The sequence below is a fragment of the Pseudarthrobacter sp. NPDC059871 genome, assembly GCF_042731175.1.
Classification (GTDB): Bacteria; Actinomycetota; Actinomycetes; order Actinomycetales; family Micrococcaceae; genus Arthrobacter.
The window spans coordinates 1-24808 of record NZ_JBHWJV010000010.1 but is presented as its reverse complement, the minus strand read 5'-3'; the positions used below and the strand labels follow the sequence as shown (position 1 = coordinate 24808).

33 protein-coding genes and 1 pseudogene are annotated in these 24808 nt (G+C 61.9%); 17 read left to right on the top strand and 17 right to left on the bottom strand.

Annotation, left to right across the window (positions count from 1 at the left end; genetic code table 11):
* The first annotated feature begins 2 nt into the window (after nt 1–2).
* The 7 genes from rplR to map all read left to right on the top strand — a co-directional run bounded on the left by rplR (nt 3) and on the right by map (nt 4810).
* A complete protein-coding gene (gene rplR, locus ACFV4R_RS14060; protein ID WP_015937841.1) occupies nt 3–386 on the top strand; it encodes a 50S ribosomal protein L18 in 384 nt (127 codons plus the stop codon).
* Nucleotides 383–1099 carry a 30S ribosomal protein S5 gene (gene rpsE, locus ACFV4R_RS14055; RefSeq protein WP_015937840.1) on the top strand — a complete coding sequence of 239 codons (717 nt, stop codon included), beginning with the start codon at nt 383–385 and terminating at the stop codon, nt 1097–1099. The genes rplR and rpsE overlap by 4 nt, the downstream gene beginning before the upstream one ends.
* Before the next feature lie 2 nt (nt 1100–1101).
* Entirely contained in the window at nt 1102–1308 is a 207-nt protein-coding gene (gene rpmD, locus ACFV4R_RS14050; RefSeq protein ID WP_091721973.1) for a 50S ribosomal protein L30, read from the top strand.
* Nucleotides 1309–1794: a 50S ribosomal protein L15 gene (rplO, locus tag ACFV4R_RS14045; RefSeq protein WP_015937838.1), complete on the top strand. Its 486-nt coding sequence runs from the start codon at nt 1309–1311 to the stop codon at nt 1792–1794. It begins immediately after the preceding gene.
* Between the two features lie 229 nt (nt 1795–2023).
* The gene (gene secY / locus ACFV4R_RS14040) at nt 2024–3334 is read left to right on the top strand and encodes a preprotein translocase subunit SecY (RefSeq protein ID WP_377203038.1); all 1311 of its coding nucleotides are present in this window, start codon (nt 2024–2026) and stop codon (nt 3332–3334) included.
* A gap of 5 nt (nt 3335–3339) precedes the next feature.
* The gene (locus ACFV4R_RS14035; RefSeq protein WP_171908938.1) at nt 3340–3909 is read left to right on the top strand and encodes an adenylate kinase; all 570 of its coding nucleotides are present in this window, start codon (nt 3340–3342) and stop codon (nt 3907–3909) included.
* A gap of 73 nt (nt 3910–3982) precedes the next feature.
* Complete coding sequence (gene map, locus ACFV4R_RS14030) at nt 3983–4810, top strand: type I methionyl aminopeptidase (RefSeq protein ID WP_377203037.1); 828 nt, start codon at nt 3983–3985, stop codon at nt 4808–4810.
* 53 nt (nt 4811–4863) lie between these two features.
* On the opposite strand, the gene ACFV4R_RS14025 is transcribed toward map, so the two are convergent.
* From ACFV4R_RS14025 to ACFV4R_RS14005, 5 genes are all read right to left on the bottom strand, one after another.
* Nucleotides 4864–5085 carry a helix-turn-helix domain-containing protein gene (locus tag ACFV4R_RS14025; RefSeq protein WP_377203036.1) on the bottom strand — a complete coding sequence of 74 codons (222 nt, stop codon included), beginning with the start codon at nt 5083–5085 and terminating at the stop codon, nt 4864–4866.
* The gene (locus ACFV4R_RS14020) at nt 5085–5576 is read right to left on the bottom strand and encodes a DUF2975 domain-containing protein (protein ID WP_377203035.1); all 492 of its coding nucleotides are present in this window, start codon (nt 5574–5576) and stop codon (nt 5085–5087) included. Before ACFV4R_RS14020 ends, ACFV4R_RS14025 begins: the two co-directional genes overlap by 1 nt.
* Before the next feature lie 89 nt (nt 5577–5665).
* Nucleotides 5666–7024 carry an ABC transporter substrate-binding protein gene (locus tag ACFV4R_RS14015; RefSeq protein WP_377203034.1) on the bottom strand — a complete coding sequence of 453 codons (1359 nt, stop codon included), beginning with the start codon at nt 7022–7024 and terminating at the stop codon, nt 5666–5668.
* Between the two features lie 106 nt (nt 7025–7130).
* Nucleotides 7131–8045 (bottom strand): carbohydrate ABC transporter permease, encoded by a 915-nt coding sequence (locus tag ACFV4R_RS14010; RefSeq protein ID WP_377203033.1) that lies wholly within the window; start codon nt 8043–8045, stop codon nt 7131–7133.
* On the bottom strand, nt 8042–9004 hold the full coding sequence (locus tag ACFV4R_RS14005; protein WP_377203032.1) for a carbohydrate ABC transporter permease: 963 nt from the start codon (nt 9002–9004) through the stop codon (nt 8042–8044). Before ACFV4R_RS14005 ends, ACFV4R_RS14010 begins: the two co-directional genes overlap by 4 nt.
* 177 nt (nt 9005–9181) lie before the next feature.
* Here ACFV4R_RS14005 and ACFV4R_RS14000 point away from each other — a divergent pair, with 177 nt between their 5' ends.
* From ACFV4R_RS14000 to truA, 8 genes are all read left to right on the top strand, one after another.
* Nucleotides 9182–10138 (top strand): P1 family peptidase, encoded by a 957-nt coding sequence (locus ACFV4R_RS14000; protein ID WP_377203031.1) that lies wholly within the window; start codon nt 9182–9184, stop codon nt 10136–10138.
* 167 nt (nt 10139–10305) lie between these two features.
* A complete protein-coding gene (infA, locus tag ACFV4R_RS13995; protein ID WP_009358723.1) occupies nt 10306–10527 on the top strand; it encodes a translation initiation factor IF-1 in 222 nt (73 codons plus the stop codon).
* 69 nt (nt 10528–10596) lie between these two features.
* Nucleotides 10597–10710 carry a 50S ribosomal protein L36 gene (gene rpmJ, locus ACFV4R_RS13990; RefSeq protein ID WP_009358722.1) on the top strand — a complete coding sequence of 38 codons (114 nt, stop codon included), beginning with the start codon at nt 10597–10599 and terminating at the stop codon, nt 10708–10710.
* Nucleotides 10711–10894: 184 nt separating this feature from the next.
* The gene (gene rpsM, locus ACFV4R_RS13985; protein ID WP_003803743.1) at nt 10895–11269 is read left to right on the top strand and encodes a 30S ribosomal protein S13; all 375 of its coding nucleotides are present in this window, start codon (nt 10895–10897) and stop codon (nt 11267–11269) included.
* A gap of 54 nt (nt 11270–11323) precedes the next feature.
* A complete protein-coding gene (gene rpsK / locus ACFV4R_RS13980) occupies nt 11324–11725 on the top strand; it encodes a 30S ribosomal protein S11 (protein WP_009358720.1) in 402 nt (133 codons plus the stop codon).
* Between the two features lie 127 nt (nt 11726–11852).
* Nucleotides 11853–12863, top strand: a complete 1011-nt coding sequence (locus tag ACFV4R_RS13975; RefSeq protein WP_013601812.1) for a DNA-directed RNA polymerase subunit alpha — start codon at nt 11853–11855, stop codon at nt 12861–12863.
* A gap of 69 nt (nt 12864–12932) precedes the next feature.
* Nucleotides 12933–13520, top strand: coding sequence for a 50S ribosomal protein L17 (rplQ, locus tag ACFV4R_RS13970; protein ID WP_377203030.1), 588 nt, complete (start codon nt 12933–12935; stop codon nt 13518–13520).
* Between the two features lie 32 nt (nt 13521–13552).
* Nucleotides 13553–14446 (top strand): tRNA pseudouridine(38-40) synthase TruA, encoded by an 894-nt coding sequence (gene truA / locus ACFV4R_RS13965; RefSeq protein WP_377203029.1) that lies wholly within the window; start codon nt 13553–13555, stop codon nt 14444–14446.
* Nucleotides 14447–14593: 147 nt separating this feature from the next.
* Here truA and ACFV4R_RS13960 read toward each other — a convergent pair whose 3' ends face one another.
* The 11 genes and pseudogenes from ACFV4R_RS13960 to ACFV4R_RS13910 all read right to left on the bottom strand — a co-directional run bounded on the left by ACFV4R_RS13960 (nt 14594) and on the right by ACFV4R_RS13910 (nt 22641).
* Nucleotides 14594–14806, bottom strand: coding sequence for a Flp family type IVb pilin (locus ACFV4R_RS13960; RefSeq protein WP_377203028.1), 213 nt, complete (start codon nt 14804–14806; stop codon nt 14594–14596).
* An 8-nt stretch (nt 14807–14814) separates the two neighbouring features.
* The gene (locus ACFV4R_RS13955; protein WP_377203027.1) at nt 14815–15687 is read right to left on the bottom strand and encodes a type II secretion system F family protein; all 873 of its coding nucleotides are present in this window, start codon (nt 15685–15687) and stop codon (nt 14815–14817) included.
* A 10-nt stretch (nt 15688–15697) separates the two neighbouring features.
* Nucleotides 15698–16648: a type II secretion system F family protein gene (locus ACFV4R_RS13950; protein ID WP_377203026.1), complete on the bottom strand. Its 951-nt coding sequence runs from the start codon at nt 16646–16648 to the stop codon at nt 15698–15700.
* Nucleotides 16648–18102, bottom strand: coding sequence for a CpaF family protein (locus ACFV4R_RS13945; protein WP_377203025.1), 1455 nt, complete (start codon nt 18100–18102; stop codon nt 16648–16650). Before ACFV4R_RS13945 ends, ACFV4R_RS13950 begins: the two co-directional genes overlap by 1 nt.
* A complete protein-coding gene (locus ACFV4R_RS13940; protein WP_377203024.1) occupies nt 18099–19298 on the bottom strand; it encodes a CpaE family protein in 1200 nt (399 codons plus the stop codon). The genes ACFV4R_RS13945 and ACFV4R_RS13940 overlap by 4 nt, the downstream gene beginning before the upstream one ends.
* Nucleotides 19295–20062: a Flp pilus assembly protein CpaB gene (locus ACFV4R_RS13935; protein ID WP_377203023.1), complete on the bottom strand. Its 768-nt coding sequence runs from the start codon at nt 20060–20062 to the stop codon at nt 19295–19297. Before ACFV4R_RS13935 ends, ACFV4R_RS13940 begins: the two co-directional genes overlap by 4 nt.
* Nucleotides 20063–20080: 18 nt before the next feature.
* Nucleotides 20081–20776, bottom strand: coding sequence for a hypothetical protein (locus ACFV4R_RS13930; RefSeq protein WP_377203186.1), 696 nt, complete (start codon nt 20774–20776; stop codon nt 20081–20083).
* Between the two features lie 96 nt (nt 20777–20872).
* Nucleotides 20873–21049, bottom strand: a pseudogene (locus ACFV4R_RS13925) (pilus assembly protein TadG-related protein); the annotation flags it as partial.
* A complete protein-coding gene (locus tag ACFV4R_RS13920; protein ID WP_377203022.1) occupies nt 21037–21435 on the bottom strand; it encodes a TadE family protein in 399 nt (132 codons plus the stop codon). The gene ACFV4R_RS13920 and the pseudogene ACFV4R_RS13925, both read right to left, overlap by 13 nt.
* A gap of 81 nt (nt 21436–21516) precedes the next feature.
* Nucleotides 21517–21717, bottom strand: a complete 201-nt coding sequence (locus ACFV4R_RS13915; RefSeq protein ID WP_377203021.1) for a Flp family type IVb pilin — start codon at nt 21715–21717, stop codon at nt 21517–21519.
* 279 nt (nt 21718–21996) lie between these two features.
* On the bottom strand, nt 21997–22641 hold the full coding sequence (locus ACFV4R_RS13910; RefSeq protein ID WP_377227113.1) for a prepilin peptidase: 645 nt from the start codon (nt 22639–22641) through the stop codon (nt 21997–21999).
* A 318-nt stretch (nt 22642–22959) separates the two neighbouring features.
* On the opposite strand from ACFV4R_RS13910, the gene rplM reads away from it, so the two are divergent.
* Both rplM and rpsI read left to right on the top strand, forming a co-directional pair.
* On the top strand, nt 22960–23403 hold the full coding sequence (gene rplM / locus ACFV4R_RS13905; RefSeq protein WP_015937805.1) for a 50S ribosomal protein L13: 444 nt from the start codon (nt 22960–22962) through the stop codon (nt 23401–23403).
* Between the two features lie 39 nt (nt 23404–23442).
* Nucleotides 23443–23949, top strand: coding sequence for a 30S ribosomal protein S9 (rpsI, locus tag ACFV4R_RS13900; RefSeq protein ID WP_056075274.1), 507 nt, complete (start codon nt 23443–23445; stop codon nt 23947–23949).
* 65 nt (nt 23950–24014) lie between these two features.
* Here the strand turns inward: rpsI and ACFV4R_RS13895 are convergent, their stop codons facing one another.
* Nucleotides 24015–24488 (bottom strand): hypothetical protein, encoded by a 474-nt coding sequence (locus ACFV4R_RS13895; protein WP_377227112.1) that lies wholly within the window; start codon nt 24486–24488, stop codon nt 24015–24017.
* Between the last annotated feature and the right edge of the window lie 320 nt (nt 24489–24808).

Genomic DNA, 24808 nt, shown 5'->3' with positions numbered 1-24808 from the left:
CCATGGCCATCGCCATTAACAAGAAGCGTACGAACAAGAGCAAGGCTGCTGGTCGCAGCCGTCGCCAGCTTCGTATCCGCAAGCGCATTTCCGGTACGGCTGTCCGCCCCCGCTTGGTGGTCAACCGCTCCGCACGCCACGTATTTGTCCAGGTTGTCGATGACACCATTGGCCAGACCGTAGCAAGCGCGTCCACCCTGGAAGCCGACCTCCGTGCATTCGACGGTGACAAGACTGCCAAGGCCAAGCGCGTTGGCGAGCTCGTTGCCGAACGTGCCAAGGCTGCCGGCGTCGAGGCTGTTGTGTTCGACCGTGGTGGTAACAAGTACCACGGCCGCATTGCAGCCGTCGCTGACGGTGCTCGCGAAGGTGGGCTGTCACTGTGACCGAAGCAAACAACGAAAAGGACACTGTGTCTGCAGATCAGAAGGCACCCGAGGCCGCAGCTGCTGAGACCACTGCCCCCGCCACCGACGATCGCCGTGGTGGCGCCCGTCGCGGTGAGCGTGGCGACCGTGGCCAGGGCCGTGGCGACCGCGGTGGCCGTGGCGGCCGCGATGGCGGCCGTGACGCCGAAAAGAACCAGTTCGTAGAGCGCGTTGTCACCATCAACCGCGTTTCCAAGGTCGTCAAGGGTGGTCGTCGCTTCAGCTTCACCGCACTCGTCGTCGTTGGTGACGGTAACGGCATGGTTGGCGTCGGCTACGGCAAGGCCAAGGAAGTTCCCGCAGCTATCGCCAAGGGCGTTGAAGAAGCCAAGAAGTCCTTCTTCCGCGTTCCGCGCGTTGGCAACACCATCCCGCACCGCGTGCAGGGTGAAGCTGCTGCAGGCGTCGTTATGCTGCGTCCGGCTTCCGCCGGTACCGGTGTTATCGCCGGTGGCCCGGTCCGTGCAGTACTGGAGTGCGTGGGCATCCACGACATCCTCTCCAAGTCGCTCGGTTCCTCCAACGCCATCAACATCGTTCACGCGACCGTTGATGCCCTGAAGCGCCTCGAAGAGCCGGCAGCTGTGGCAGCACGCCGCGGCCTGCCGCTGGACGAAGTTGCTCCTGCGGCACTGGTGAAGGCTCTCCTGGCTCCGAAGGCAGGTGTGTAGTCATGGCTAAGAACCTGGTTCCCTCCGACGCAAAGTTGGAAATCACCCAGATCAAGGGCGTCATTGGCGTCAAGCAGAACCAGCGCGAGACCCTGCGGTCCCTCGGCCTGAAGCGCATCGGACACAGCGTTGTCCGTACCGCCGACGCCGTGACCGTGGGCATGCTCAACACGGTTCCGCACCTCGTGAACGTTGAGGAGGCGAAGTAAATGGCAGAGAAGACTGCTGAACAGGGTCAGGCTGCTGAGAAGCAGAACGCCCTGAAGGTTCACCACCTGCGTCCCGCCCAGGGTGCCAAGACCGCCAAGACCCGTGTGGGTCGTGGCGAGGCATCCAAGGGTAAGACCGCCGGTCGCGGTACCAAGGGTACGAAGGCCCGCTACCAGGTAAAGGCTGGCTTTGCCGGCGGCCAGCTGCCGCTGCACATGCGCCTGCCCAAGCTGCGCGGCTTCAAGAACCCGTTCCGCGTTGAGTTCCAGGTTGTAAACCTGGACAAGCTCAACGAGCTGTTCCCCGAAGGTGGCGCAGTCACCGTGGAGAACCTGGTCGAAAAGGGCGCCGTTCGCAAGAACCAGCCCGTCAAGGTGCTGGGCACCGGCGACATCACCGTCAAGGTTGACGTCACGGTCCACGCATTCTCGGCCAGCGCCGCAGAAAAGATTGCTGCTGCAGGCGGAAGCACCACCGCCCTCTAGGGACGGTGGGGCGCGAGCCCGTAGTTGAACTCCCGGTGACCGGGGCCCCAGCCCTGGTCGCCGGGAGTTTTTTCATGCGCCCAACCGCTCCATTAGGCGCATTTGCGGTGCCTTCCGGCGCAGTTGCGCTGCCCCGGATTGTTCGCATGGCGCATACAACCGTTAGACTCGGTTGTTGGGATTCATAGATCCCCATCACACCACTCTTCTTCACACCACAGGAGGACGCTTGCTTAGCGCATTTGGCCGGGCCTTTCGCACGCCTGATCTGCGACGCAAGTTGTTGTTCACGCTGGGAATCATCACCATCTTCCGCTTGGGTGCCTTCATTCCCTCGCCTGGTGTGAACTACCAGAATGTCCAGCAATGCTTGCAGAACGGACAGACAGCAGGTGGGCTGTACCAGCTCGTGAACCTGTTCAGCGGCGGTGCTCTGCTGCAGGTGTCCATTTTCGCCCTCGGCATCATGCCGTACATTACGGCCAGCATTATCGTGCAGCTGCTCCGGGTGGTCATTCCCCGGTTCCAGGAGCTGTACGAAGAGGGCGCTTCGGGCCAGTCCAAGCTGACCCAGTACACCCGGTACCTCACCATCGCCCTGGGCCTCCTCAACGCCACCACCCTGGTGTCCCTGGCCCGCTCCGGCCAGCTCCTGCCCGGGTGTGCGCTGCCGATCATCCCGGATGAAAGCATCATCACCACCATCCTGATCATCATCACGCTCACGGCCGGCACCGGCCTGATCATGTGGATGGGCGAGCTCGTCACGGAGAAGGGCGTCGGCAACGGCATGTCCCTGCTGATCTTCACGTCGATCGCTGCGCAGTTCCCCACCTCCCTGGGCGCCATCTGGACCTCACAGGGCCCCGGAACGTTCTTCATCGTGCTGCTGATCGGACTCCTGACCGTTGCCCTGGTGGTGTTCGTTGAACAGTCCCAGCGCCGTGTCCCCGTGCAGTACGCCAAGCGGATGATCGGACGCCGGACCGTTGGTGGAACCAGCACCTACATCCCCATCAAAGTGAACATGGCCGGCGTTATCCCGGTGATCTTCGCTTCCTCCATGCTTTACCTGCCCGGCCTGATCTCACAGTTCAACCAGCCGAAGCAGGGCGAGCAGCTCCAGCCTTGGGTTGAATGGATCAACAACAACCTGACCCGCGGCGACCACCCGATCTACATGGCGCTCTACTTCGCCCTGATCGTGTTCTTTACCTACTTCTACGTAGCCATCACCTTCAACCCTGAAGAAGTGTCGGACAACATGAAGAAGTACGGCGGCTTCATTCCCGGTATCCGCGCCGGTAAACCGACCGCGGACTACCTGCAGTACGTGCTCTCACGGATCACGCTGCCCGGCGCCCTCTACCTGGGTTTTGTGGCACTGATCCCGCTGGTGGCACTGGTACTGATCAACGCGAACCAGAACTTCCCGTTCGGTGGCACCTCGATCCTGATCATGGTGGGCGTTGGGTTGGAGACCGTTAAGCAGATTGATGCGCAGCTACAACAACGTCACTACGAAGGGCTTTTGCGATGACGAGAATGCTGATTATTGGACCTCCCGGTTCCGGAAAAGGAACGCAGGCGGAGCGGATTTCGGAGCGCCTCGGCGTTGTGGCAATCTCCACCGGCGACATCTTCCGTGCCAATGTGAAAGGCGAAACGCCGCTTGGCATCGAGGCCAAGAAGTACATGGACAACGGGGACTTCGTTCCGGACAGCGTGACCAACAAGATGGTCCGCGATCGCCTCAGCGAGTCCGACGTCGAATCCGGCTTCCTGCTGGACGGCTACCCCCGCACCACCGCCCAGGTGGACTACCTTGACGAGATCCTCGCCAAGAACGAGGAAAAGCTCGACGTCGTCCTGCAGCTCACCGCGGACGATGAGGAACTGGTGCACCGCCTCCTGGGCCGGGCCAAGGAAACGGGCCGGAGCGACGACAACGAAGCCGTCATCCGCCACCGCCTTGACCTCTACCACGAGCAGACCGAAGCCGTGGTGGCGAAGTACGCCGAGCGCGGCATCCTCACCCAGGTGGACGGCATCGGCCCCATCGATGAAGTGACCGACCGCGTCATGCAGGCCATCAAGGCCGCACAGGCGGCCTGATTCCAGGCCACTGGTTATTTGAGGCTCCTCCCGGCACCCCGGGAGGAGCCTCAGCCATTTGAAAGGACACACCATGGCCTTCGGCCAGCCCCGCATCGAATTCAAGAACAACGCCCAGATGCGCACCATGCACGAGGCAGGCCTCGTCCTGAGCCGGGCACTGGACGCCGCCGTGGCTGCGGCCGCCCCCGGCGTGACCACCAAGCACCTGGATGACGTCTTCGCAGCGGTCCTCAGCGAAGCGGGCGCGAAGTCCAACTTCCTCGGCTACCACGGTTTCCCGGCCACCATCTGCACGTCTGTGAACGACGAAGTGGTGCACGGCATCCCCGGCGGCAGGGTCCTGCAGGACGGCGACATCATCTCCATCGACGGCGGCGCGATCGTCAACGGGTGGCACTCGGATTCGGCGCGGACCGTCATCGTGGGCACCGCAGACCCCGAGGACCAGCGCCTCTCCGACGTCACGCAGGCAGCGATGTGGCGCGGGATCGCGGCGCTGGCTTCCGGAACCCACGTGGGGGACATCGGCGCCGCCATCGATGACTACGTTTCGTCCGTGCCCGGCAAGCCGTTGGGCATCCTGGAGGACTACGTGGGGCACGGCATCGGCTCCGAGATGCACATGGCGCCGGATGTGCTGAACTACCGCACCAACCACCGCGGGCCCAAGATCAAGCCGGGCCTGTGCCTTGCCATCGAACCCATGCTGGTGCGCGGCGGCATCGAGACCGCCGTGCTCGAGGATGACTGGACCGTTGTGACCACGGACGGCAAGCGCTCCTGCCAGTGGGAGCACTCGGTGGCCGTCCACGAGAAGGGGATCTGGGTGCTTTCAGCGCCCGACGGCGGTGCGGAGCACCTCGTGCCGCTCGGCGTCACCCCGGTGCCGATTCCGTAGCCCATCCAAGTAGCAGTAAGTGCCGTTTTGACGCCTCAAAACGGCACTCACTGCTACTCAGTTGGGGGAACGTCCGGTTCCCACCGGAGCAGGTCGCCCGGCTGGCACTCCAGGACCTCGCAGAGCGCTTCCAGGGTGGTGAACCGGACTGCCTTTGCCCGGCCGTTCTTGAGTACTGCCAGGTTGGCTGGCGTGATGCCCACACGTTCGGCCAGGGTCCCTACCGACATCTTGCGTTTGGCCAGGACAACGTCGATGTCCACGATGATAGGCATCAAATGACCTCGTCGAGCTCGGTGCGCAGGTATGCGGCCTCGGCATCCCGTGCCACCGCCCGGGCCAGCAGCGTCCGCAGCACCAGCACGATGAGTGCCACGCCGGCCACCAGCAGGGCCGCACCGCAGACCAGAAGGACGACGCCGGGCGCAACGTCCCCCGGTGCCAGCAGGACTGCCAGCCCGAAGACCAGTGCGGAGGCGGCGGAGATGGCACCGAAGATCACGTCAACGTACCGGAACGCCCCCTGCGAAAAAACCGTCCCGCGGCGCACCATGGTCAGCAGCCGCCAGACACACACCGCTGTGATCTGCACGCAGGCAATGCCCAGCACAACAATCACCAGGAAGGCCGCACGCGCGGCGTCAGGGGCACCGGCCTCCCGCAAATCGGTGGACAACAGCGGCACCATCCGCACCTGAACGAACAGTGAACCTGCCAGGACTGCAGTGATGACCACACGCAGGGCAAGGACCGTCATTTTTCCCATTGCATCTCCTATATCGAATAACAATGGAATACTATCGAAAATCGATAGCGTAAGCAACGGCCTTGCCCTGCTCCCGATGAGCCGAAGCGCTATGCCTTCAGCTTGGGCTTGACGTCCTTGGTGTACAGGCCCTCAAGGGTGGACTTCAGCTCTGTCATGGTGGCTTTGACATCGGCCTGCTGGGTGAGGATCTTCGCGGCTGCCTTGGCCATCTCCTGGTCCGCGCCGGGCAGGAACGCACGGGCGTTGTCCTGGACGCGGGTGACGGAGAGCTGGTCCATGGCGGTCTTGATCTGCGGCGTCTTGGCCAGCACCGCAGTCATGTCCGCTGATGTTCGCGTGGGCATGTAGCCGGTGGCGGCGGAGAACTCTGCGGTGTTCTCGGGCTCAGTGACGAACTGGAGGAACATCGCAGCAGCGAGCTGTTCTTCGCGGGTTACGCCGCTGGGGATGCCCAGGCCGGCCCCGCCGGTGGGGCAGACCCCGCTCTTGGCCTTGGAACCGCCTGGCAGGAAACCGACGCCCACATTGAAGGAGGCAGATTTCAGGATGCCGATGAGCGAACCCGTGGAGGACAGGGTGGCCGAAGCCAGCCCCGCGGCGAAGTCGTCAGCGGACTCCTTCGAGGAGACCCCGGCCCAGCTGTCCTTGTAAACGGAGTCCTGCACCGCCTGGAGCGCCGCCACGGATTCGGGTGAGTCGCACGCGATGTCCCAGTCCTTGGACCAGCCGCCGCCTTCTCCCCACAAGTTGTTCTGCAGCGTCCAGCCCGCGTATCCGGCAAGTGCGGGATGCATGAACGCGTACTGGGCTCCGGTGGCTGCCTTGAGCTTCGGCGCCCACTCGGCGAATTCCTGCCAGGTGGCGGGCGCACGGTCCGGAAGCCCGGCAGCGGCGAAGTGGTCCTTGTTGTAGTAGAACAGCGGGGTGGAACGGCCGTATGGGAGCGCCCACTGCTGGCCGTCGTACTTGTAGTCGTCCACCAATGATGTGCGGAAATCGTCCAGCTTGACGTCCAACTGCTTGATGAGGGCGTCCAGCGGGATGATGCTTTCGTTCAGGTAGTAGCGGAACCACCACACGTCGGAGAGGACCACCAGCGCGGGGAGGCCCGACTTGGCGGCCTGCGCGGTCTGGAACTTCTGGGCAATCTCTTCATAGTTCGCGCCGGCAGTGACCAGGTTGACCTTGATGTCCGGGTGCTTGGCCTGGAACTTCGCGATGATGCTTTTCTCGACGTCCTGCGACTTGCCGGGGTGGTTGGACCAGAAGTCGAATGACGCGGCGGGCTTCACGCCGTCGAAGTCAAGTGCCGCGGTAGTCGGTTCGGAGCCCGTCGAGGTGGAGGGGCCGCCGCAGGCGGTGAGGGCGGCGGCGCCTGCCCCGGCACCGGCCAGGGAGAGGAAGAGCCGCCGGTCCACCGGGGAGGTGAAGATGTTGAGTGCCAAGGTGGTGCCTTTCTGTGGTGCCGGGTGGGTGCTGCGGGCGCAGCCCATCAGCCGGCTTGATGCGGAGGAGGAAAGAGCAGGGGCCGACGCCGGATGGCCGGCAGGGTCAGCCGGTGACGCTGCCCTGCGTCAGGCCGGCGACGATGTAGCGCTGCAGCATGGCGAAAACCACGAGGATGGGCAGGATGACCAGCACGGCGCCGGCCATCATGATGCCCCAGCCCGCGCCGTTGCCTTCGGAGTTCTGCAGCAGGGTGAGGCCCACGGGCAGGGTCATGCTTTCGGGCTTGTCGGTGATGATCAGCGGCCAGATGTATTCATTCCACTCACTGACCACAGTCACCAGGGCCACTGTGGCAATCGAGGGCAGGGACACCGGGGCCACCACCTGCCACAGCCGCCGCCAGTGGCCGGCGCCGTCGATCTCGGCCGCCTCGAGGATGGACGCGGGCAGTGTGAGGAAGTGCTGGCGCAGCAGGAAAGTCCCGAACGCGGTGCCGAGGCCGGGAAGGATGATACCCCACAGGGTGTTCTTCCCGCCCATCCCGGCGATCAGGATGTAGTTGGGCAGGATGGACACCTGCGCGGGAACCATAAGGGCCACCAGGATGAGCACGAAAATCAGCTTCTTGAACGGAAACCGGACGAACACCAACGCGTAGGCCGTAAGAATGGCGAGTAGTACCTTGATGCTGGAGCCCACCACGGTGACCACCGTGCTGTTGAGGAAGAACTGTCCGAAAGGGACGGTGGTCATGGCTACCGCGTAGTTGTCCAGGTTGAGGCCTTCGGGCAAGACCTTGAGGTCCAGGGTGACGATCTCCCCGGGCTGCTTGAACGAGCTGAGGGCCATCCACAGCAGTGGGAGGAACACCACCAGGACTGCGGCTGCGAGCGGCAGGTATCCGGTGAGCAGTGTGGCGGCGAGGTTTTGCCGGCTGAAGGCACGCGCACGGGGCGGGGTGCCGCCGTCGTGCGCCTGGCGTGTCTCGCCGGCGGCAGGTGCCGTGGGCGCGGTCATGAATAGTGCACTTTCTTTTCGACAAAGCGGAGCTGCAGCACGGTGATGACCAGGAGGATCACGAAAAGCACCACGGAGATCGCTGCCGAGTAGCCGGCGCGGTTGTAGGCGCCAAACGCCTGCAGGTAGGCCTCGTAGATCAGCGTGCTGGTGCCGGAGCCCAGCGGCGTCATGATGCGGATGAGGTCGAATGCCTGGAGCGAGCTCAGCATGGTGGTGATGAGCAGGAAGAACGTGGTGGGGGACAGCAGGGGAATGGAGATGCTGGCAAAGCACCGGAAGCGCCCGGCGCCGTCCAGTGAAGCCGCCTCCAGGACGTCCTTGGGCAGCGACTGCAGCCCCGCGAGGAACACCACGGCGCAATAGCCCAGGTTCTTCCACACGTAGACGAGGATCACCATGGCCAGGGAGAGCTGGGGATCGTTGATCCACTGCGGGCTCTGCTGGCCCAGCCCGCGGAGGATCCAGGAGAGGACGCCGTAGCCGGGGTCGAAAATAAACAGCCACACGAGGCCCACGCCCACGCCGGAGAGCACGTACGGGGCGAAGACGGCGGCCCGGGCGAACGTGGTGCCGCGCACCTTGCTGTTCAGGGCCAAGGCCACCAGCAGCCCCAGGACCATCGAGCCGCCCACGGTAGTGGCGGTGAAGAGCGCAGTGGTGCCGAGCACCTTTCCGGCGTCCGCGCTGGTGAAGAACGTCAGGTAGTTCTCCAGGCCGACGACGGTGGCGGACGCAGAGCCCAGCGTCCAGTTCAGCGTGGAGTAGTAGATGTTATTGATCAGCGGCAGGTACGTGAAAGTGCCGATCAGCAGCAGGTTGGGGAGCGCGAGGGCCAGGAAGACGAAGAAGTCCCGGCGGGACCTGGCGGACCAGCGGCGGCGGGGAACGGAGCCGGAAAGGCCGGCCGGCGGTTCGGCGGGCAGGTCGGTCCTGGACCCGGCGAGGGAAGTAGTCATGGGTCTCTTCTGGAATGGGGTGCCTGGAAGCAGGCGCACGGTCAGGAAGTCGACTCTCACTCCACCACACGGCCATCGGCGGGAAGCCCGAAAAGCGGCTCGGGCACGAACTGTTGGCCGAGCCTTCCGTTGCCGTTTCCATACTGTTTGCGCAGGTGAAGGGGCAGAATTGGGCTCATGGGATCTTTGACGGATGTGCCCGGTATCCGGGTAGGCCATGTCCAGAAAGTCGGTGAAGGCTGGCTGACGGGAGTGACGGTGGTCCTGCCGCCGCGCGGGACGGTGGGGTCGGTGGATGTCCAGGGCGGCGGCCCGGCCACCCACGAGACCGACGCCCTGGACCCCACCACCCTGGTCCGGCAGGTGGATGCGGTGGTGCTGACCGGAGGCAGCGCCTACGGCCTGGCTTCCGCTGCCGGGGCGCAGCGCTGGTGCGAGGAGGATGGCTGCGGCTTCGCCGTTCCCGGGGGAGTGGTGCCCATCGTCCCGGCCGCCGCGATCTTCGACCTGGGCAGGGGAGGCGACTTTTCGGCGCGTCCGACGCCGGACATGGGCTACGCGGCGGCGGTGGCCGCTGCGGCACAGCCGGAAGGGCACGGCGTCGAACGCGGCAATGTTGGAGCCGGCACCGGAGCACTCATCGGCAGGGGACAGTTCAAGGGCGGCGTGGGCGCGGCTTCGGTCACGCTGGAGAACGGCGTGGTGGTCGGGGCACTGGCCATAGTCAACGCCCTCGGGCTCCCGTTTGGCACGACGAGCACGCCGAGGGCTTCGGATGGCGGGTCGGAATCCAGCCACGGCGCCCCGCTCAACACCACCCTCATCGTGGTCGCCACCAACGCCCTGCTCGATGTGGCGGAATGCAAGCGGACAGCTGCCGCGTCCCATGCCGGGATCGCGCGGGCCCTTAATCCTTCGCACACACTGGCCGACGGGGACACGGTGTTTTGCCTCGCAACCGGAGCCGCGGCCCTGGACCGCTCGGACGAAGCCGCCCGGCAGCTGAGCCTTGTGACCCTGCAAACTGCGGCAGCCGACGTCGTACGCCTGGCCATCCTGGACGGTGTGGCAAGCGCGGAACCGGTCAGTACCCCGGCGGGCCACTATGGTGCGTACGACGGGCAGATGCGCTAGCATGGCTGGATTTAACTTTCGCTGCCAAATGGCGTAGTGTTGCTTGTTGGTTGTCTGGACTGCCACGCCCTTTTGGGCCCGCTGATGACAATCGATCCAACAAAAACGTTCGTGGCCATGCCCGGTGCAATCCGGCAGGGCTGCGGCAACAACAGTTAGCGGAGGGTATGGCCAAGAAGGACGGGGTCATTGAGATCGAAGGCGTTGTGACCGAGGCGCTGCCTAACGCGATGTTTCGCGTTGAGCTCACCAACAAGCACATCGTTCTGGCACACATCTCTGGAAAGATGCGTCAGCACTACATCAGGATCCTCCCGGAGGACCGCGTAGTGGTGGAGCTGAGCCCGTACGACCTCACCCGTGGTCGTATCGTCTACCGCTACAAGTAAATTGCTGGGCGGCTTCAGTGCGAACTGAACGCCGCTCCAGTTGACCACTGCCACACGCAAAGGAATGCCATGAAGGTCAAGCCGAGCGTCAAGCAGATCTGCGAAAAGTGCAAAGTGATCCGCCGTAACGGCCGGGTCATGGTGATCTGCGAGAACCCGCGCCACAAGCAGCGCCAGGGCTAATTTCCTTCCCTGAAGGAAACCCTGGGTTGCTAACCCACGCAAGTAAATAAAGGCAGCACAAGCTGATCTGGAACATGAGCTCTAACGAGTCCGGACAGCTAACCCCCGGTCGGAGGCTGGGGCCGTACGTAATGTGCGGGTGTACTGCCTACGACCTCCGGTTTATTCAAGGAGTACCGCCACTATGGCTCGTCTCGCTGGCGTAGACATTCCCCGCGAAAAGCGGCTGGAAATTGCGCTTACTTACATCTACGGCGTGGGTAAGACCCGTGCACACGAAACCCTGGCTGCCACTGGCATCAGCGCTGACGTCCGCGTCAAGGACCTGACTGATGCCCAGCTGGTTGAGCTGCGTGACTACATCGAAGGCAACTACAAGGTTGAGGGTGACCTTCGCCGCGAAGTAGCAGCTGACATCCGCCGCAAGGTTGAAATCGGCAGCTACGAAGGCCTGCGCCACCGCAAGGGCCTGCCCGTACGCGGTCAGCGTACGAAGACCAACGCCCGTACCCGCAAGGGCCCGAAGCGTACCGTCGCCGGCAAGAAGAAGGCCCGTTAAAATCCCCGTCGGGATTAACGGAGCTTTCCCCAATAACTTTCTGTAGGAGAAGAAATGCCCCCAAAGACTCGTGGCGCCGTCCGCAAGCCGCGTAAGAAGGACAAGAAGAATATCGCGCTCGGCCAGGCGCACATCAAGAGCACCTTTAACAACACCATCGTTTCCATCACGGATCCGACCGGCGCTGTTATTTCCTGGGCTTCCTCTGGTGAGGTTGGCTTCAAGGGCTCGCGTAAGTCCACCCCGTTCGCTGCCCAGATGGCTGCCGAAGCCGCCGCAAAGCGTGCGCAGGAGCACGGCATGCGCAAGGTAGACGTTTTCGTCAAGGGACCGGGTTCCGGACGCGAAACCGCAATCCGTTCGCTGCAGGCCGCAGGCCTCGAGGTTGGCTCCATCCAGGACGTCACCCCCGCAGCGCACAACGGCTGCCGCCCGCCGAAGCGCCGCCGCGTCTAAGTCTTTCTGCAGCAGAGCTTGCCCGGACCAGCAATGGGCCGGGCAAGCCCAGCGCGTTAAGTCTCAGACCGAATTTCCACCACCTGTGTTGCGTCATATAGCGGATGCTCGCCGAAAGGAAACCTAAGTGCTCATTGCACAGCGCCCCACCCTCTCCGAAGAGGTAGTCTCCGAAAACCGTTCGCGTTTCATCATCGAACCGCTGGAACCGGGCTTCGGCTACACCCTCGGCAACTCCCTCCGCCGTACCCTGCTCTCCTCCATCCCCGGTGCCGCTGTAACCAGCATCCGGATCGATGGCGTGCTGCACGAGTTCACCACGGTTCCGGGTGTCAAGGAAGATGTCACTGAGATCATCCTGAACATCAAGAGCCTGTCGGTTTCCTCCGAGCACGACGAGCCTGTTGTGGCTTACCTGCGCAAGCAGGGCCCCGGAGTCGTCACCGCCGCGGACATCGCTCCGCCGGCCGGCGTCGAATTCCACAACCCGGATCTGCACATTGCCACGCTGAACTCGAAGGGCAAGTTCGAACTCGAACTGACCATCGAGCGCGGCCGCGGCTACGTTTCGGCAGCTCAGAACAAGTCCGGCGACGCAGAGATCGGCCGTATCCCGGTCGACTCCATCTACTCGCCGGTACTGAAGGTTACTTTCCGCGTGGAAGCAACCCGTGTTGAGCAGCGCACCGACTTCGACAAGCTGATTGTCGACGTCGAGACCAAGCAGGCCATCGCCCCGCGCGATGCTGTTGCTTCCGCAGGTACCACCCTGGTGGAACTGTTCGGTCTGGCCCGTGAGCTGAACACCGCAGCTGAAGGTATCGAGATCGGCCCGTCGCCCACCGACGCTGCACTTGCAGCTGACATGGCACTGCCGATCGAGGATCTGGACCTCACCGTCCGTTCCTACAACTGCCTCAAGCGTGAGGGCATCCACACCGTGGGTGAACTCGTTGCCCGCTCCGAGGCTGACCTGATGGACATCCGTAACTTCGGTGCGAAGTCCATTGACGAGGTCAAGGCAAAGCTGGTTGAACTGGGCCTGTCCCTCAAGGACTCGCCTCCCGGTTTTGACCTCGCAGCACGCGCCGCAGCAATCGAAGAGGACGACGCCGCCTTCGGCGACGACGAACTCTAAACCAGACCTTGGCCGGCGGGCAGCACCACGGTGTGCCGCCCAACGGCTTCCACATGAGGAGAAACAATTATGCCTACCCCCACTAAGGGTCCGCGCCTCGGCGGCGGCCCGGCTCACGAGCGCCTCATGCTCGCGAACCTGGCAGCAGCACTGTTCGAGCACAAGCGGATCACCACCACGGTGACCAAGGCCAAGCGCCTGAAGCCGTACGCAGAGCGCCTGGTCACCTTCGCCAAGCGCGGCGACCTCGCTTCCCGCCGCCGGGTTCTCGGCCTGATCAGCAACAAGGGCGTCGTCCACGAGCTGTTCACCGACATCGCCCAGGCAGTGGAAAACCGCGACGGCGGCTACACCCGCATCACCAAGATCGGCAACCGCAAGGGCGACAACGCTCCCATGGCTGTCATCGAACTGGTTCTCGAGCCGGTTTCCGCCAAGCAGGCTGTCGTAGCCGAGGCTACCCAGGCTGCTGCCAAGGCTGCTCCGGCCGCCGAGGAAGCTCCCGCTGAAGAGGCTCCGGCCGCTGAGGAAGCTGCTGCAACCGAAGAAGCACCTGCTGCTCCTTCTGCTGACGCCGACGAAGCTGCAACCGAAGAGGCTCCGGCCGCTGAGGAAGCTGCCGAGGCTCCTGCAGCCGAGGAGAAGGACGCGAAGTAATTCGCTGATTCTCTTCGCATAGACTTAGGTCTGTGAACCACCAAGAACCCGCGGCCCCCGTTTCAGGGGGCGGCGGGTTTTTGCGTATCCGGGTAGACCTGTCGTACGACGGCGGACCCTTCAGCGGGTGGGCCCTCCAGCCGGGACGCCGCACGGTCCAGGGCGCGCTCGAAGAGGCCCTTGAACTGCTGGTCCGGCGACCCGTTCGGGTGACCGTCGCCGGCCGGACCGATGCCGGCGTGCACGCCCGTGGCCAGGTGGTGCACCTGGACCTCGCGGACAGCGAGTGGGACGGGATGGCCCGGGGGCAGGAACTCGATCCCGCCGTTGCGATGACGCGCAGGCTTCGCGGAGCATTGAACCGCGTGTTGGGAGACCTGACTGGCGCAGTCCAGGTCCGGGGTATCACACCGGCACCTGACGGTTTTGATGCGCGATTCTCCGCACTGTGGCGACGCTACAGCTACCGGATCGCTGACGGCCCGGCGCTGTGGGACCCGCTGGAGCGCGCATTCACGCTGTGGCACAAGAGTCCGCTGGATGTGGAGTTGCTTAATGAGGGCGCCTCCAAGCTTCTGGGGCTGCAGAACTTCCTGTCGTTCTGCAAGCCGCGGGAGGGCGCCACCACCATCAGGGAACTGCAGCGCTTCGAATTTGCCCGCAGTGAAGACGGTGCCATCGTGGCCACGGTGCAGGCCGACGCCTTTTGCCACAACATGGTGCGGGCCCTGATCGGGTCGGCCCTGTATGTGGGGGAGGGGGCCGTGGAACCTGGATGGCTGTACGAACGACTGCTGGCACAGAAGCGCGACGCCAAGTCTGTCCTGGCCGCCCCGCACCCGTTGGTGTTCGAGGAAGTGGCCTACCCGTCAGCCAGTGAACTGCTGTCCCGTGCCGAACTCACCCGGGCACGGCGGGAACACTAAACTGCCGGTTCGTGGAACGCGGCCGCGACAGTGGGGTAGCACTAAGGGCCTGACCGTGGTCAAGGCACGCAAAAGGACCCCCTCGGTTCTGGGTGCCGAGGGGGTCCGGTCTTTGAGGCGCGGGGGGCGCGGGGTAGAAGGTGCTTCCTAAGGGATGCCCAGCGCAGCCTTGACGCCGGTTGTCAGATTGGTAAAGGAATCGTTGACGGCAAGTCCCAGCGCACCCACTCCGGCCACTATGACGATGGCAATGAAGCCGACGGTAATGCCGTATTCCGTAGCGGTCGCACCGAGCTCGTCACTCTGGAATCGACCTGCCAAAGTTCGGATGCAGAGTGCAAGACGAGTCAGATAGTTCACGGCACGTCCTAGGAGAATGCCGCGATGATGTTCATGACTGCGGGTCCCAGCAGAATAATGAACAGGGTCGGGAAAATGAAGAAGATCAGCGGAAAGAGGATCTTTACTGGGATCTTCATGGCGTGTTCTTCGGCTCGTTGGCGCCGTTTGAGCCGCATCTCATGCGCCTGCACCTTGAGGACCTTGGCGATAGCGATGCCGTACGCGTCAGCCTGCACGATGGCCCGGATGAATGAGCGAAGGTCCGGAACATCGACCCGGTCCGACATGGCAAGGTAGGCCTCTTTCCGGGAGCGTCCTACCTGCATGTCCTGAAGGGTTCGCGTCATTTCATCAGCCAATGGGCCTGCGCCGTTTTGGGCTGTCCGTGCCATAGCGGCCTCGAAACCGAGTCCCGCCTGGACAGAGATCAGCATCTGGTCCAAAGTGTTCGGCAGTTCCTGCCGGATCTTCGCCCGCCTTTTCTCCGCAGTGCTGCGTATCAGGAGGTCGGGGGCGAAGTAGCCGAACGCAACCGCTCCGAGGAAGACGGCGAAACGCGATGGCTCCGGATTAGCGAGGAAATTGAAGATACCCAGCGTGGCACCGCCAAGCGCCAGGAGCGGCTTGACCATCAGCAGGCGCTCAAGGGGCCACTCCTTGGGGCGACCCATCGCGGCCAGCTGCTTGTCCAGCCAGGCAACATACCCAGCCGGGGTGATCTTGCGGGTGAGAGCAGCGAGCTCTGCGGACAGATTCTGCGGGGCGGCATTTCTTGCCCGCTGTCCCAGGTTTGCCTGGATGTTGCGGATGGCGACTCTGTCGGTTGCCGCGACCGACCAGACCAGGTAAGTGATGGGCAGGACGATAGCGAGAATCGCACCTAAAGCCAATGGTGACATGACCGGCCTCCTAGAACTTGGGTTTGATCAGTCGGCTGAGCCAGAAACCGCCGGCTGTGAGCATGATTGCTGCAGCCCCGAGCATCAGGAATCCGGGGACCGTGCTGGTGAAGGTTTTCGCATACTGCCCATTGATGAAGATCAGGGCGAAGAAGAGGACCACCGGAAGTCCCATGAGGACTGCGGCGGACATCTTTCCTTCGGCGCTGAGGGCCTTGACCTGGCGCCGGATCTGGTTCCGGTCGCGGATTGTCTCACCTACGTGATCGAGGACTTCTGCAAGGTCGCCGCCCACTTCACGGTGGATCTCGATAGCTTGGGAGATCCAAGCGAAGTCTTCGCTCCTGGTGCGGACAGCAACGTCAGTCATGGATGCGTTGAGGTCACGGCCGATACGGGTCTCATTGACGATCCTTGCGAGCTCCTCGGACATCGGGGCGTCCGACTCCCGGGCCGAAGCATCGATCGCCCGAAGCAACGAGTGCCCGGCACGCATGCTGCCCGTCAGCATTTGAAGCGTGTCCGGAAGTTGTTCGTCAAACCGGCTTCTCCGCTTGGACTCAAGAACGGAGAGGAACCCCAGCATGCCAACTGGCACCACCGCGATCATGAGCGCCCCAAAGAAGAAGCCGCCAAGAAGGAAACCAAAGACGCTGCCTGCCAGAGTACCGGCGCCCATCATGAGCAGGAAGTTGGCGGGCTGGGTTTTGAGACCCGCCCGTTCCAGCTTTTCCCGGCTGATGATGAAATCATCTTTTCCTTTGAGCTGCTTGTTGATGGCGCCGACAGCGGAGTCGGTCAGCACCGTCAGCCTGGAGGAGGCAACCGGGACGTCCGGGCGTCGGCGGGACAAGGGAATGGCATTGCCCGGTTTGAGGACAACAGCAAAAAGAAGGATGACTGCAGCGAATATGGCAGCAACGCCGAGAACGGCGATTGTTGCGGGTATCTCTGGCTCCATTACCTGCCCCTGACTGTGTGTGCACCGAAGACGGCAGGGGAGATCCTGATGCCAAGTTCTTCGAACCGGTCCGTAAACCGAGGCCTGACGCCAGTGGGTACAGGCTTTCCGAGGAATTTGCCGTTAGCGTCGATTCCTGCCGAGTAGTCAAAGACGAAGGCATCCTGGAGGGTGACAATGTCACCTTCCATACCCTGAACCTCCGTAATGTGTGTAACCCTGCGGGTTCCATCTCGGAGCCTTGAGATATGGACGATGAGGTTCACGGCCGAAGCGATCTGCTCGCGAATGGCGCGAAGCGGCAGGTCCATGCCCGCCATCAGGACAAGTGTCTCCAGGCGGGCCACGGCGTCTCGGGGCGAATTAGCGTGCACTGTTGAGATCGAGCCGTCGTGGCCGGTGTTCATGGCTTGCAGCATGTCCAGGGACTCTCCGCCTCGGACCTCGCCGACGACGATGCGGTCGGGCCGCATGCGTAGGGAGTTGCGGACCAGATCGCGGATGGACACTTCGCCTCGTCCCTCGATGTTTGCCGGCCGGCTTTCCAACCGGACAACGTGGTCCTGCTGGAGCTGGAGTTCCACAGCGTCCTCGATCGTCACGATTCGGTCCGTGGCGGGGATGAAGGACGACAGCACATTCAGCATGGTCGTCTTTCCTGTGCCGGTACCGCCGGAGACGATGATGTTCATGCGGGCCTGGACACAGGCCTGGAGCAACTCGGCCATCTCCGGGGAGAGGCTGCCGAACTCGATTAGCTTCTGTACCGTCAGCGCCTCGCGACCGAACTTACGGATGGTCAGCGATGCCCCGTTCACGGCTAAGGGAGGGATAATGGCGTTGACTCGTGAGCCGTCCGCCAGGCGGGCATCCACCAGTGGTGACGACTCGTCAATCCTTCTGCCGATCCGCGTGACGATCCTTTCGATGACCTTTCGCAGGGACTCCTCGTTGGCGAATTTCGTATCCGTCAGGAAGAGGTGGCCATTACGTTCGACGTAGATCTGGTCTGCACGATTCACCATAATTTCCGTTACAGAGGGGTCATCCAAGTACCGTTGCATTGGGCCGTGGCCAAGGACATCGTCAATAATTTCCCGAGTCAGTCGCTGCCGTTCGCCCTGCGTGAGCGGGACTTGTTCCTCGTCAACGACAGCTTTCAGTTCGTCCTTGACGAATTGGTGCAGCTCGGCTTCATCCAACGTTGAATCGGTGATCCGGGAACCAAGCCGTTCGTAGAGGGCTTGGCTTGCACGGTCTTTGAGCCCGGTGAGCGCTTCACTCGAGCTGCCGGCAGTCACCTCGATGGCTGTAGGAACGAGGGCCTGCTCAGCCGCTTGGGCTTGCTGTATGGCGCCCAAGGTGGCGGGACCCGCACTCGGCATGGGACTCTGATCGGGCGAGCTTGCCACTTCGTCGCCCCGGATCTTTGCAATTCGGTTCGAGAGATTCATTGCACTACCGCCCTTCTATGAAGCTTCTTGCGGGGGCCTTCCCAATTCGGTTTGAAACGCTCAACCAGCTGCCGGAGCCCCTTTGCCACTGCATCGCGGCTGCCATCCTGGAGCAGGGGAACACCTTTATTTGTTGAGAATGGGACGGCCCGGGAACGTGGCAGGACCACGTCCACGGGAGCCCCTATCGTTGCCTCCACGTCCTGGACAGTCAGCCCGGTCTTTCGGTCAGCCATGTTCAGCACTACGTGCCGATTGTCAGGGAGAAGGTCGAGCTCTGAAAGGATCTGGAAGCCTGTCCGGAGGCCGCGGATACTCGGGATGTCCATGCCGCAAACCCATACGGCGTCCGTCGCCTGCTCCAGCGTCGCCAGGACGTGCTCGCCTAATCCGGGGGCGGTGTCAACCACCACGTACTGAAACTCAGTCCGCAGTTGCTGGAGGAGACGGCTGACGTGTTCTCCTGAAATCCTGTCCATGTCGATAGGGTTGCGAGGTGCGCATAAGGCGTAGATGTTGCCACGGTGCAGCGACAAGTACGTCTTGAGCACCATGGCGTCCTGGCTCGCTGCGCCCACCACTGCCTCTGAGATCGTAAATTCTGGTTCGATCATCAATCCGCTGGCGACGTCACCGAACTGCAAATCCAAGTCGACCAAGACGACGCTCATCGGCGCAATTTGTCCGAGACCGATGGCCAGGTTACTTGCAACTGTTGTCTTGCCGACGCCTCCCTTCGGTGACATGACGGCAACGATCCGGCCGCCTTCTGCCGCTGGGCGTTCAGCCGTGTTCGGTGCAAGCCCTCGCCGCCTGCCGGCCGCTGCCAGGCTCGCCCGCTCCACGAGCGCACGGATCTGCTCGGTCTCGGCCGCAGGCGGAAGAATGTCGCGTATGCCGGACCGCATTGCACTCAGGGCAAGTTCGCCGTCGTCCTCCGCCACGAGGACGATGCTGATTTCTGGGAATTGCAGATCGAGTATTGCAGCGAATTTGAGCGCTTCTTCGCGTGGCAGGCCAGCCCCCAGTATGAGAACTTCGGGTGGTTCACCAACTTGCTGTCGGAGGATGTCTTCCGGGGACTCCGGCAGGTAGTTGGCCTGAAAGGACTGCAGTGATCCGCTGAGAGGTGCTATCGACGCACGAACTGTACGTTCGTATTCAGGAGAAGCCGTAATGAGGATGAAGCGGCTCATCGGAACACCTTGGTCTGGTTCACCACTCCGTTGGTTCCCTCTGTGGCACCTGCCGGTTCTTTGGAGAGATAGATCTTCCCGAACTCTGCCGCGTATACGAGCTTTTCCGCGTCGACGGCGTCCCGTGCAAGCGTGATCAGGTAGGAATCGCTGGATGCCGGCTTGCTGCCTTCGGTGTTCAGGGCACCTGTAGAGCTTGCCTGTGTTGCTTCACCTTGTGTCTGGACGGCTTGCCCGGAGCTGAATTGAACTGCCGTGACAAGTACCTTGTGGAAGGTCAACTGGGTGCCGTTACCGGCACCGGCAGAGTCTCCCAGGGAGATGAACACACCAACCGTGTCGCCCGCCTGAACCGAACCGCCCACCACGCGGTCAATGCCAAGCCGGACCGAAATTTCCTGGAGACCTGCCGGAACATCAACCCTTGCCGGGCCGATAAAGGTGCTTGCATCGACGAGGCGGCTGCTCAACAGTTGCTCGCCGGGTACCAGACCAACGGCGGTCACTTTAGAACCAACTGAGCCGAGATCCTCGACGGCGTCCGCTGCAATCGCAGTCCGCGGGACTGCCTTGGTGGTGAGGTACTGGCTGAGCTGACTTGCCGGCGTTCCTGCGGGAACGTTCTGCTTAACGACCAGGACGTCTTCCGTTTCCGTGTTGGCAAGTGCGCGACGGTCCGCGCCTTGAACGTAATTGAAGAGGAGGACTGTGCCTATAACCGCTACGACCAGCGCGGCAATGCCTCCCAGTAGGCGTGCTTTCATTGCTTTCCCCTTAGGTTCTTACTTGACCAGGTGTGGCGGCAGATCAGCGCCGCCGCCGTCATAGCCGCCGCCACCGTATTTGGCAGGATCAGCGACCCATTCGACGAATTTGCCTCGTACGCCGCGTTTGCTGCCACCGAGACCAGTGAGGTCGCCGCCCTCAGCTCCGGGGAAGCTGTATCCCAGGAGAAGGAAAGCGGCATAACCCTTGATGTAGTACTTCCCGCCAGCGCCAGTGCCTGTTGCGGGGGTGAACACTGGAAAGAGAACGACTTTGTTTAGATATGTAGGTATGAGGGGCTTGCATTCTGAGGGAATGCTCAAGCCGGTATTCGTCTTGGCGTAAGGATCAATGAGACCGGCCGTTGTCGTATCGTCCGGATAGACTGTTGCCTGGCACTTGCCGGGATCGGGCATCAGCCATTCGAATCCACCAGGAATCGCGGCCCCCGAAGGGCTGTCACTGACGCAAGTTTCGCTGCCGTGAGTAAGAATGGTGTGAACCGTTCCATTTACGTCGAACTGGCACGGCGCAAAGGTGATAGGCAAAGTGGCCGGCCCCGACCCTGGAGAACCCCAGGCAGCCGTAGCCGATGCTCCCACAGAAACTGGGCCAGCATTCAGTGCCGACGCAAACATCTTGTTCAAGAAGCTGGACGTTCCATTTTTAGTCGTTGTCCGAACGGTTACTTCTCCTGGAACACTCAGGTTCACGCTTGCATTGCTTGCATTGTCATTGGAGTTGCCGTTAGCAAGTGGTCCGGCGAGCCCGGAGTTACATGGACCAGGCTGGCAGCTGCGTGCCACTGCAAGAGCACCTGCGTCAGCCCCGTTCTGAAGTTGCGCACGCTCGGCGTAGATTTGGCCGACATCGACTGCGAGGGCTCCGGCTCCGATCAAGACCAACATCAACACTGCCACCGTAACGCCGGCCGCGCCCTTCTCACTCGACCCGGATTTTTTCCAGTTCTTAGCTACCCGCCACATTGCATGGACCCCTTGCCTTTGAGCACCAAGGAGGAACCGAAGAAACCGGTCAGTGACGAGCCTGTATATGTGACCGTTACTGCGGCATTAGGCGTAGGGGTCGTTGTCGGACAGGAGGCTGCCGAGTAGTCGAATGACAATAGAGCGGTATTTATTGATGGAGCACCCGCTTTTCCTGCGGCAGTAGCTTTGGCGGTGTCCTTGGTGATGGCTACCGTGCGTGCTGCTTCTCGCGAAGCCTGGGTCACGGAGACTTGGATGTTGTAGGCGTTTGAGAACTCTACGATGGCCACGATCAAAGCAATCAGGATCGGAGCGACCAGGGCGAACTCCACCGCCACCGCACCGCATTCGCCGTTGCGCTGATTTTTTGGGCTGCGTTTCAAGTGGTCCCCCTGGACTGTTGCAGCTGGTATTAATATGGTGTGCCGCACCCTGAGGCGCGGCACACCGGGTGTGGAGGTTTGTTACCAAGTGCCGACGGTGGTTCCCAAGGTGCTGAACCAGAGGCTGAGCTTGTCGCCGAACACGGTGACACCCGCAACAATCACCAACGCGATGAGACCGACCAGGAGCGAGTATTCGGTGGCGGTAGCACCCTTTTCGGAGGAGAAGCGATCCTTGACGCCGGCTACGAAAGCGATCATCGAGACCATGAGAGAAGTCATTGTATTTTCCTTTAATTCGGTGAAATGGAGTTGATTTAATTTCAACGAATTTCCAGCTGCCCCCATAATTCCTTAGCGGCTGGACTTCGCTAAGAAGAGATTGTCATTAGGGGATAGCAGCAACAATGCGTAGTGGTACTCGACTTTTTTGGCGGGTGCCCAACGTGCGTACTCAGAATCGCTTGACAGTACTCAGAACCGAAATCGAGTACACCGACGACTACTTGGATTGCTTAGGTGTCACGATCCGCTGGAGATACTAGGCGAGTGCTGGGCTAGCTAGGGAATGAGTAAGCTAATGGCCAGCACCGAGCCAAGCATTGACGGCCCGTGAGCGACTTCTGTAGCGTCTTTGCGGCCTTTTCGAGCGACAACGGCGATGGTGACGGCGCCGTTCAGGATGAAGCCGAGGAGGCCGCCATAGAGGAGTGGGGTCCAACCTAGGTACCCGAGGTAGAGGCCGACCGGTGCCGCGAGCTTGACGTCCCCCATTCCGATGGCTTCTGGCGAAATCAGCCCCAGAATTAGATAGCCTGCGAACAAAATGACCATGCCGAGCAACGCCCGAAGCATATTGTCAGCATGCTGATTAAATACTGTTGGTGCCAGTAGGAGAAAAATTCCCCCGGCCAAGAGCATTAGTACAAGGGGATTCGGCAGAAGGTGAAGTGAGAAATCAATCCTGGCCAGCTGAACTCCGAGCACGGCGAGGAATAGAAATGCCGGCAGGGTCCAGGAAACTCCGAACCGCAGCGCAAAGGCACCGCATACAACTCCCGCGAGTGCCGCCGTCGTAATCCTTGCCGATGGCGAGGGTGCTCCGCCCAGGCGAGGAAGGAGCCTGGTGATCAGAATCTCGGCGGCAGGGGAGAGTGTGGCCCCCAAGAGAGCTGCGCCCAGTACGAAAGCCCAACCGGCGCCCACGCCAGCACCTTCTGTAAACACCGCGACCCCCTGCGCTCAACCTGCCGGCGCCGCTGTAATGGCCTGCGGCTACCTCATTTTGACCCTGAAGCCCCTGACACGCTAATCTTGTAAGTCGTTGTGCGTGTCCTATTCCGATGGTGCGTGCCCGATTGAGAATCCGGTTGCAGGATAGCTACTCAACGTGCACATTCGGAACCTCAGGATGACTGGTTACATAGAGCCCTCACCTCTGTTCCGGTAGCGCGCAGGAAGTAGGTGCTCACCCCTGAGTGGCGCCTAAACAAAGAACGCCAGAACAAGAACGAGGCAAACACCGTGCGTACGTACACCCCGAAGCCCGGCGATATCAACCGCCAGTGGCACGTCATTGACGCCACCGACGTTGTCCTTGGTCGTCTTGCAAGCCAGACCGCAATCCTGCTGCGCGGCAAGCACAAGGCCACTTTCGCGTCCCACATGGACATGGGCGACTTCGTCATCATCATCAACGCTGAGAAGGTTGCCCTGACCGGCGCCAAGCTGGAGCAGAAGCGCGCATACCGCCACTCCGGCTACCCGGGCGGCCTGACCTCCGTCAACTACGCGGAACTGCTGGAATCCAACCCGGTCCGCGCCGTTGAGAAGGCCATCAAGGGCATGCTCCCCAAGAATTCCCTCGCTGCACAGCAGCTTGGCAAGCTGAAGGTGTACCGCGGTGCTGAGCACCCCCACGCCGCGCAGCAGCCCAAGACTTTCGAAATCACCCAGGTCGCCCAGTAGTCCTGGCCACCAAACAACTTACTTAATACAAGGAGAATCGTGGCTCAGAACGAAGAACTGACCACCGAAGCCGTTGAGGCCGAGGAAATCCCCACCAGCTACACCTCTGAGAGCTCGGCTGCCGAAGCCGCTCCCAAGAAGGAGCGCCCGGCACTGACCGTTGCCGGCGCAGCAGTTGGCCGTCGCAAGGAAGCCGTTGCACGCGTTCGCGTTGTTCCGGGCTCCGGCAAGTGGACCATCAACGGCCGCGCGCTGGACAACTACTTCCCGAACAAGCTGCACCAGCAGGACGTCAACGAGCCCTTCAAGATCCTTGATCTCGAAGGTGCCTACGACGTCATCGCCCGCATTCACGGCGGCGGCATCTCCGGCCAGGCCGGTGCACTGCGCCTCGGCATCGCCCGTTCGCTGAACGAGATCGACGTCGAGAACAACCGCGCCACCCTGAAGAAGGCCGGTTACCTGTCCCGCGACGCTCGTGTCATCGAGCGTAAGAAGGCCGGTCTCAAGAAGGCCCGTAAGGCTCAGCAGTACTCCAAGCGCTAAATCCGCTTGCACAGAAGCCCGTCCCGCCGTCTGGCGGGGCGGGCTTCTTCTCTGCTAGCCCAAGCTCAGTCTTGTGCGATCAACGAATAGACGGTTGTGTTCCCGATGGTTCGCGCGCTGTAGTTATCGGCAACCCACTTGGCTATTGAGGCTACCGCCGAGCCGGACGGCTGAACCCCGAGAGTTGCCTCCTGTGCGACGAAGTAGCAAATCTCACCAGCGGCAACCTTCGTCTTGAAGTCCTCCGGCGCAGGAAACGCGTCACTTCCGGCGAAACCACCGATCGGCATGATGGGGCGTCCGGACTCAATCTGGAGTCTGGCCGCCGACTGGCCAGCATAGCTCGCGGCGGCCCAGGTGCAACCGTGGGAATTCGCTAGCGTCTCGACAAGCTGTTGATCGGGCGAACGACCGTAGGCAATATCGTGGGCCCATGCTGGATTGTTGTTCTGCATGGCATGTAGAAGGTGGCTGATCCCCGCGGGATTTGTTGTGAGGCGCCCCGAAACCGGGTTTGAACCACTAAAGGGAATCGTCACATTCAGTATTGATGTCATCGTGGGTCCCGCCAGCAGGGCTACGGCAAGTACTGCGGCCGCAAACTTTTCGACGGTGACGTTAGGGGCCCTGACTAGCAGCGCAGATATCGCGACGATACCAGTCCCTAGAACCGCGGCGGGCGACCAATCTGGCCAACCAATCGTGCCGCTTAAGACCAGCCATGATGACGTCATGGCAGTCAGACACACTATTCCCCCGGCTGATGTTGACGCCAACCGAAAATAGGGCCAAAAACGCCAACTGAAAATGAGGCCACTGACCATTATGGAAGGTGATCACATTGGATGTTTGGGCGCAG

Coding starts and splice junctions, on each gene's coding strand:
- ACFV4R_RS13950 (WP_377203026.1), bottom strand. CDS start 16,648: ATGGAGCCAGAGATACCCGCAACAATCGCCGTTCTCGGCGTTGCTGCC.
- ACFV4R_RS14020 (WP_377203035.1), bottom strand. CDS start 5,576: ATGGGAAAAATGACGGTCCTTGCCCTGCGTGTGGTCATCACTGCAGTC.
- ACFV4R_RS14010 (WP_377203033.1), bottom strand. CDS start 8,045: ATGACCGCGCCCACGGCACCTGCCGCCGGCGAGACACGCCAGGCGCAC.
- ACFV4R_RS14035 (WP_171908938.1), top strand. CDS start 3,340: ATGCTGATTATTGGACCTCCCGGTTCCGGAAAAGGAACGCAGGCGGAG.
- rpmD (WP_091721973.1), top strand. CDS start 1,102: ATGGCTAAGAACCTGGTTCCCTCCGACGCAAAGTTGGAAATCACCCAG.
- infA (WP_009358723.1), top strand. CDS start 10,306: ATGGCCAAGAAGGACGGGGTCATTGAGATCGAAGGCGTTGTGACCGAG.
- rplQ (WP_377203030.1), top strand. CDS start 12,933: ATGCCTACCCCCACTAAGGGTCCGCGCCTCGGCGGCGGCCCGGCTCAC.
- ACFV4R_RS14005 (WP_377203032.1), bottom strand. CDS start 9,004: ATGACTACTTCCCTCGCCGGGTCCAGGACCGACCTGCCCGCCGAACCG.
- rpsM (WP_003803743.1), top strand. CDS start 10,895: ATGGCTCGTCTCGCTGGCGTAGACATTCCCCGCGAAAAGCGGCTGGAA.
- rpsK (WP_009358720.1), top strand. CDS start 11,324: ATGCCCCCAAAGACTCGTGGCGCCGTCCGCAAGCCGCGTAAGAAGGAC.
- ACFV4R_RS14025 (WP_377203036.1), bottom strand. CDS start 5,085: ATGCCTATCATCGTGGACATCGACGTTGTCCTGGCCAAACGCAAGATG.
- rplR (WP_015937841.1), top strand. CDS start 3: ATGGCCATCGCCATTAACAAGAAGCGTACGAACAAGAGCAAGGCTGCT.
- ACFV4R_RS13915 (WP_377203021.1), bottom strand. CDS start 21,717: ATGACTTCTCTCATGGTCTCGATGATCGCTTTCGTAGCCGGCGTCAAG.
- rplO (WP_015937838.1), top strand. CDS start 1,309: ATGGCAGAGAAGACTGCTGAACAGGGTCAGGCTGCTGAGAAGCAGAAC.
- ACFV4R_RS13935 (WP_377203023.1), bottom strand. CDS start 20,062: ATGAAAGCACGCCTACTGGGAGGCATTGCCGCGCTGGTCGTAGCGGTT.
- ACFV4R_RS13945 (WP_377203025.1), bottom strand. CDS start 18,102: ATGAATCTCTCGAACCGAATTGCAAAGATCCGGGGCGACGAAGTGGCA.
- map (WP_377203037.1), top strand. CDS start 3,983: ATGGCCTTCGGCCAGCCCCGCATCGAATTCAAGAACAACGCCCAGATG.
- rpmJ (WP_009358722.1), top strand. CDS start 10,597: ATGAAGGTCAAGCCGAGCGTCAAGCAGATCTGCGAAAAGTGCAAAGTG.
- ACFV4R_RS13940 (WP_377203024.1), bottom strand. CDS start 19,298: ATGAGCCGCTTCATCCTCATTACGGCTTCTCCTGAATACGAACGTACA.
- ACFV4R_RS13955 (WP_377203027.1), bottom strand. CDS start 15,687: ATGTCACCATTGGCTTTAGGTGCGATTCTCGCTATCGTCCTGCCCATC.
- ACFV4R_RS14000 (WP_377203031.1), top strand. CDS start 9,182: ATGGGATCTTTGACGGATGTGCCCGGTATCCGGGTAGGCCATGTCCAG.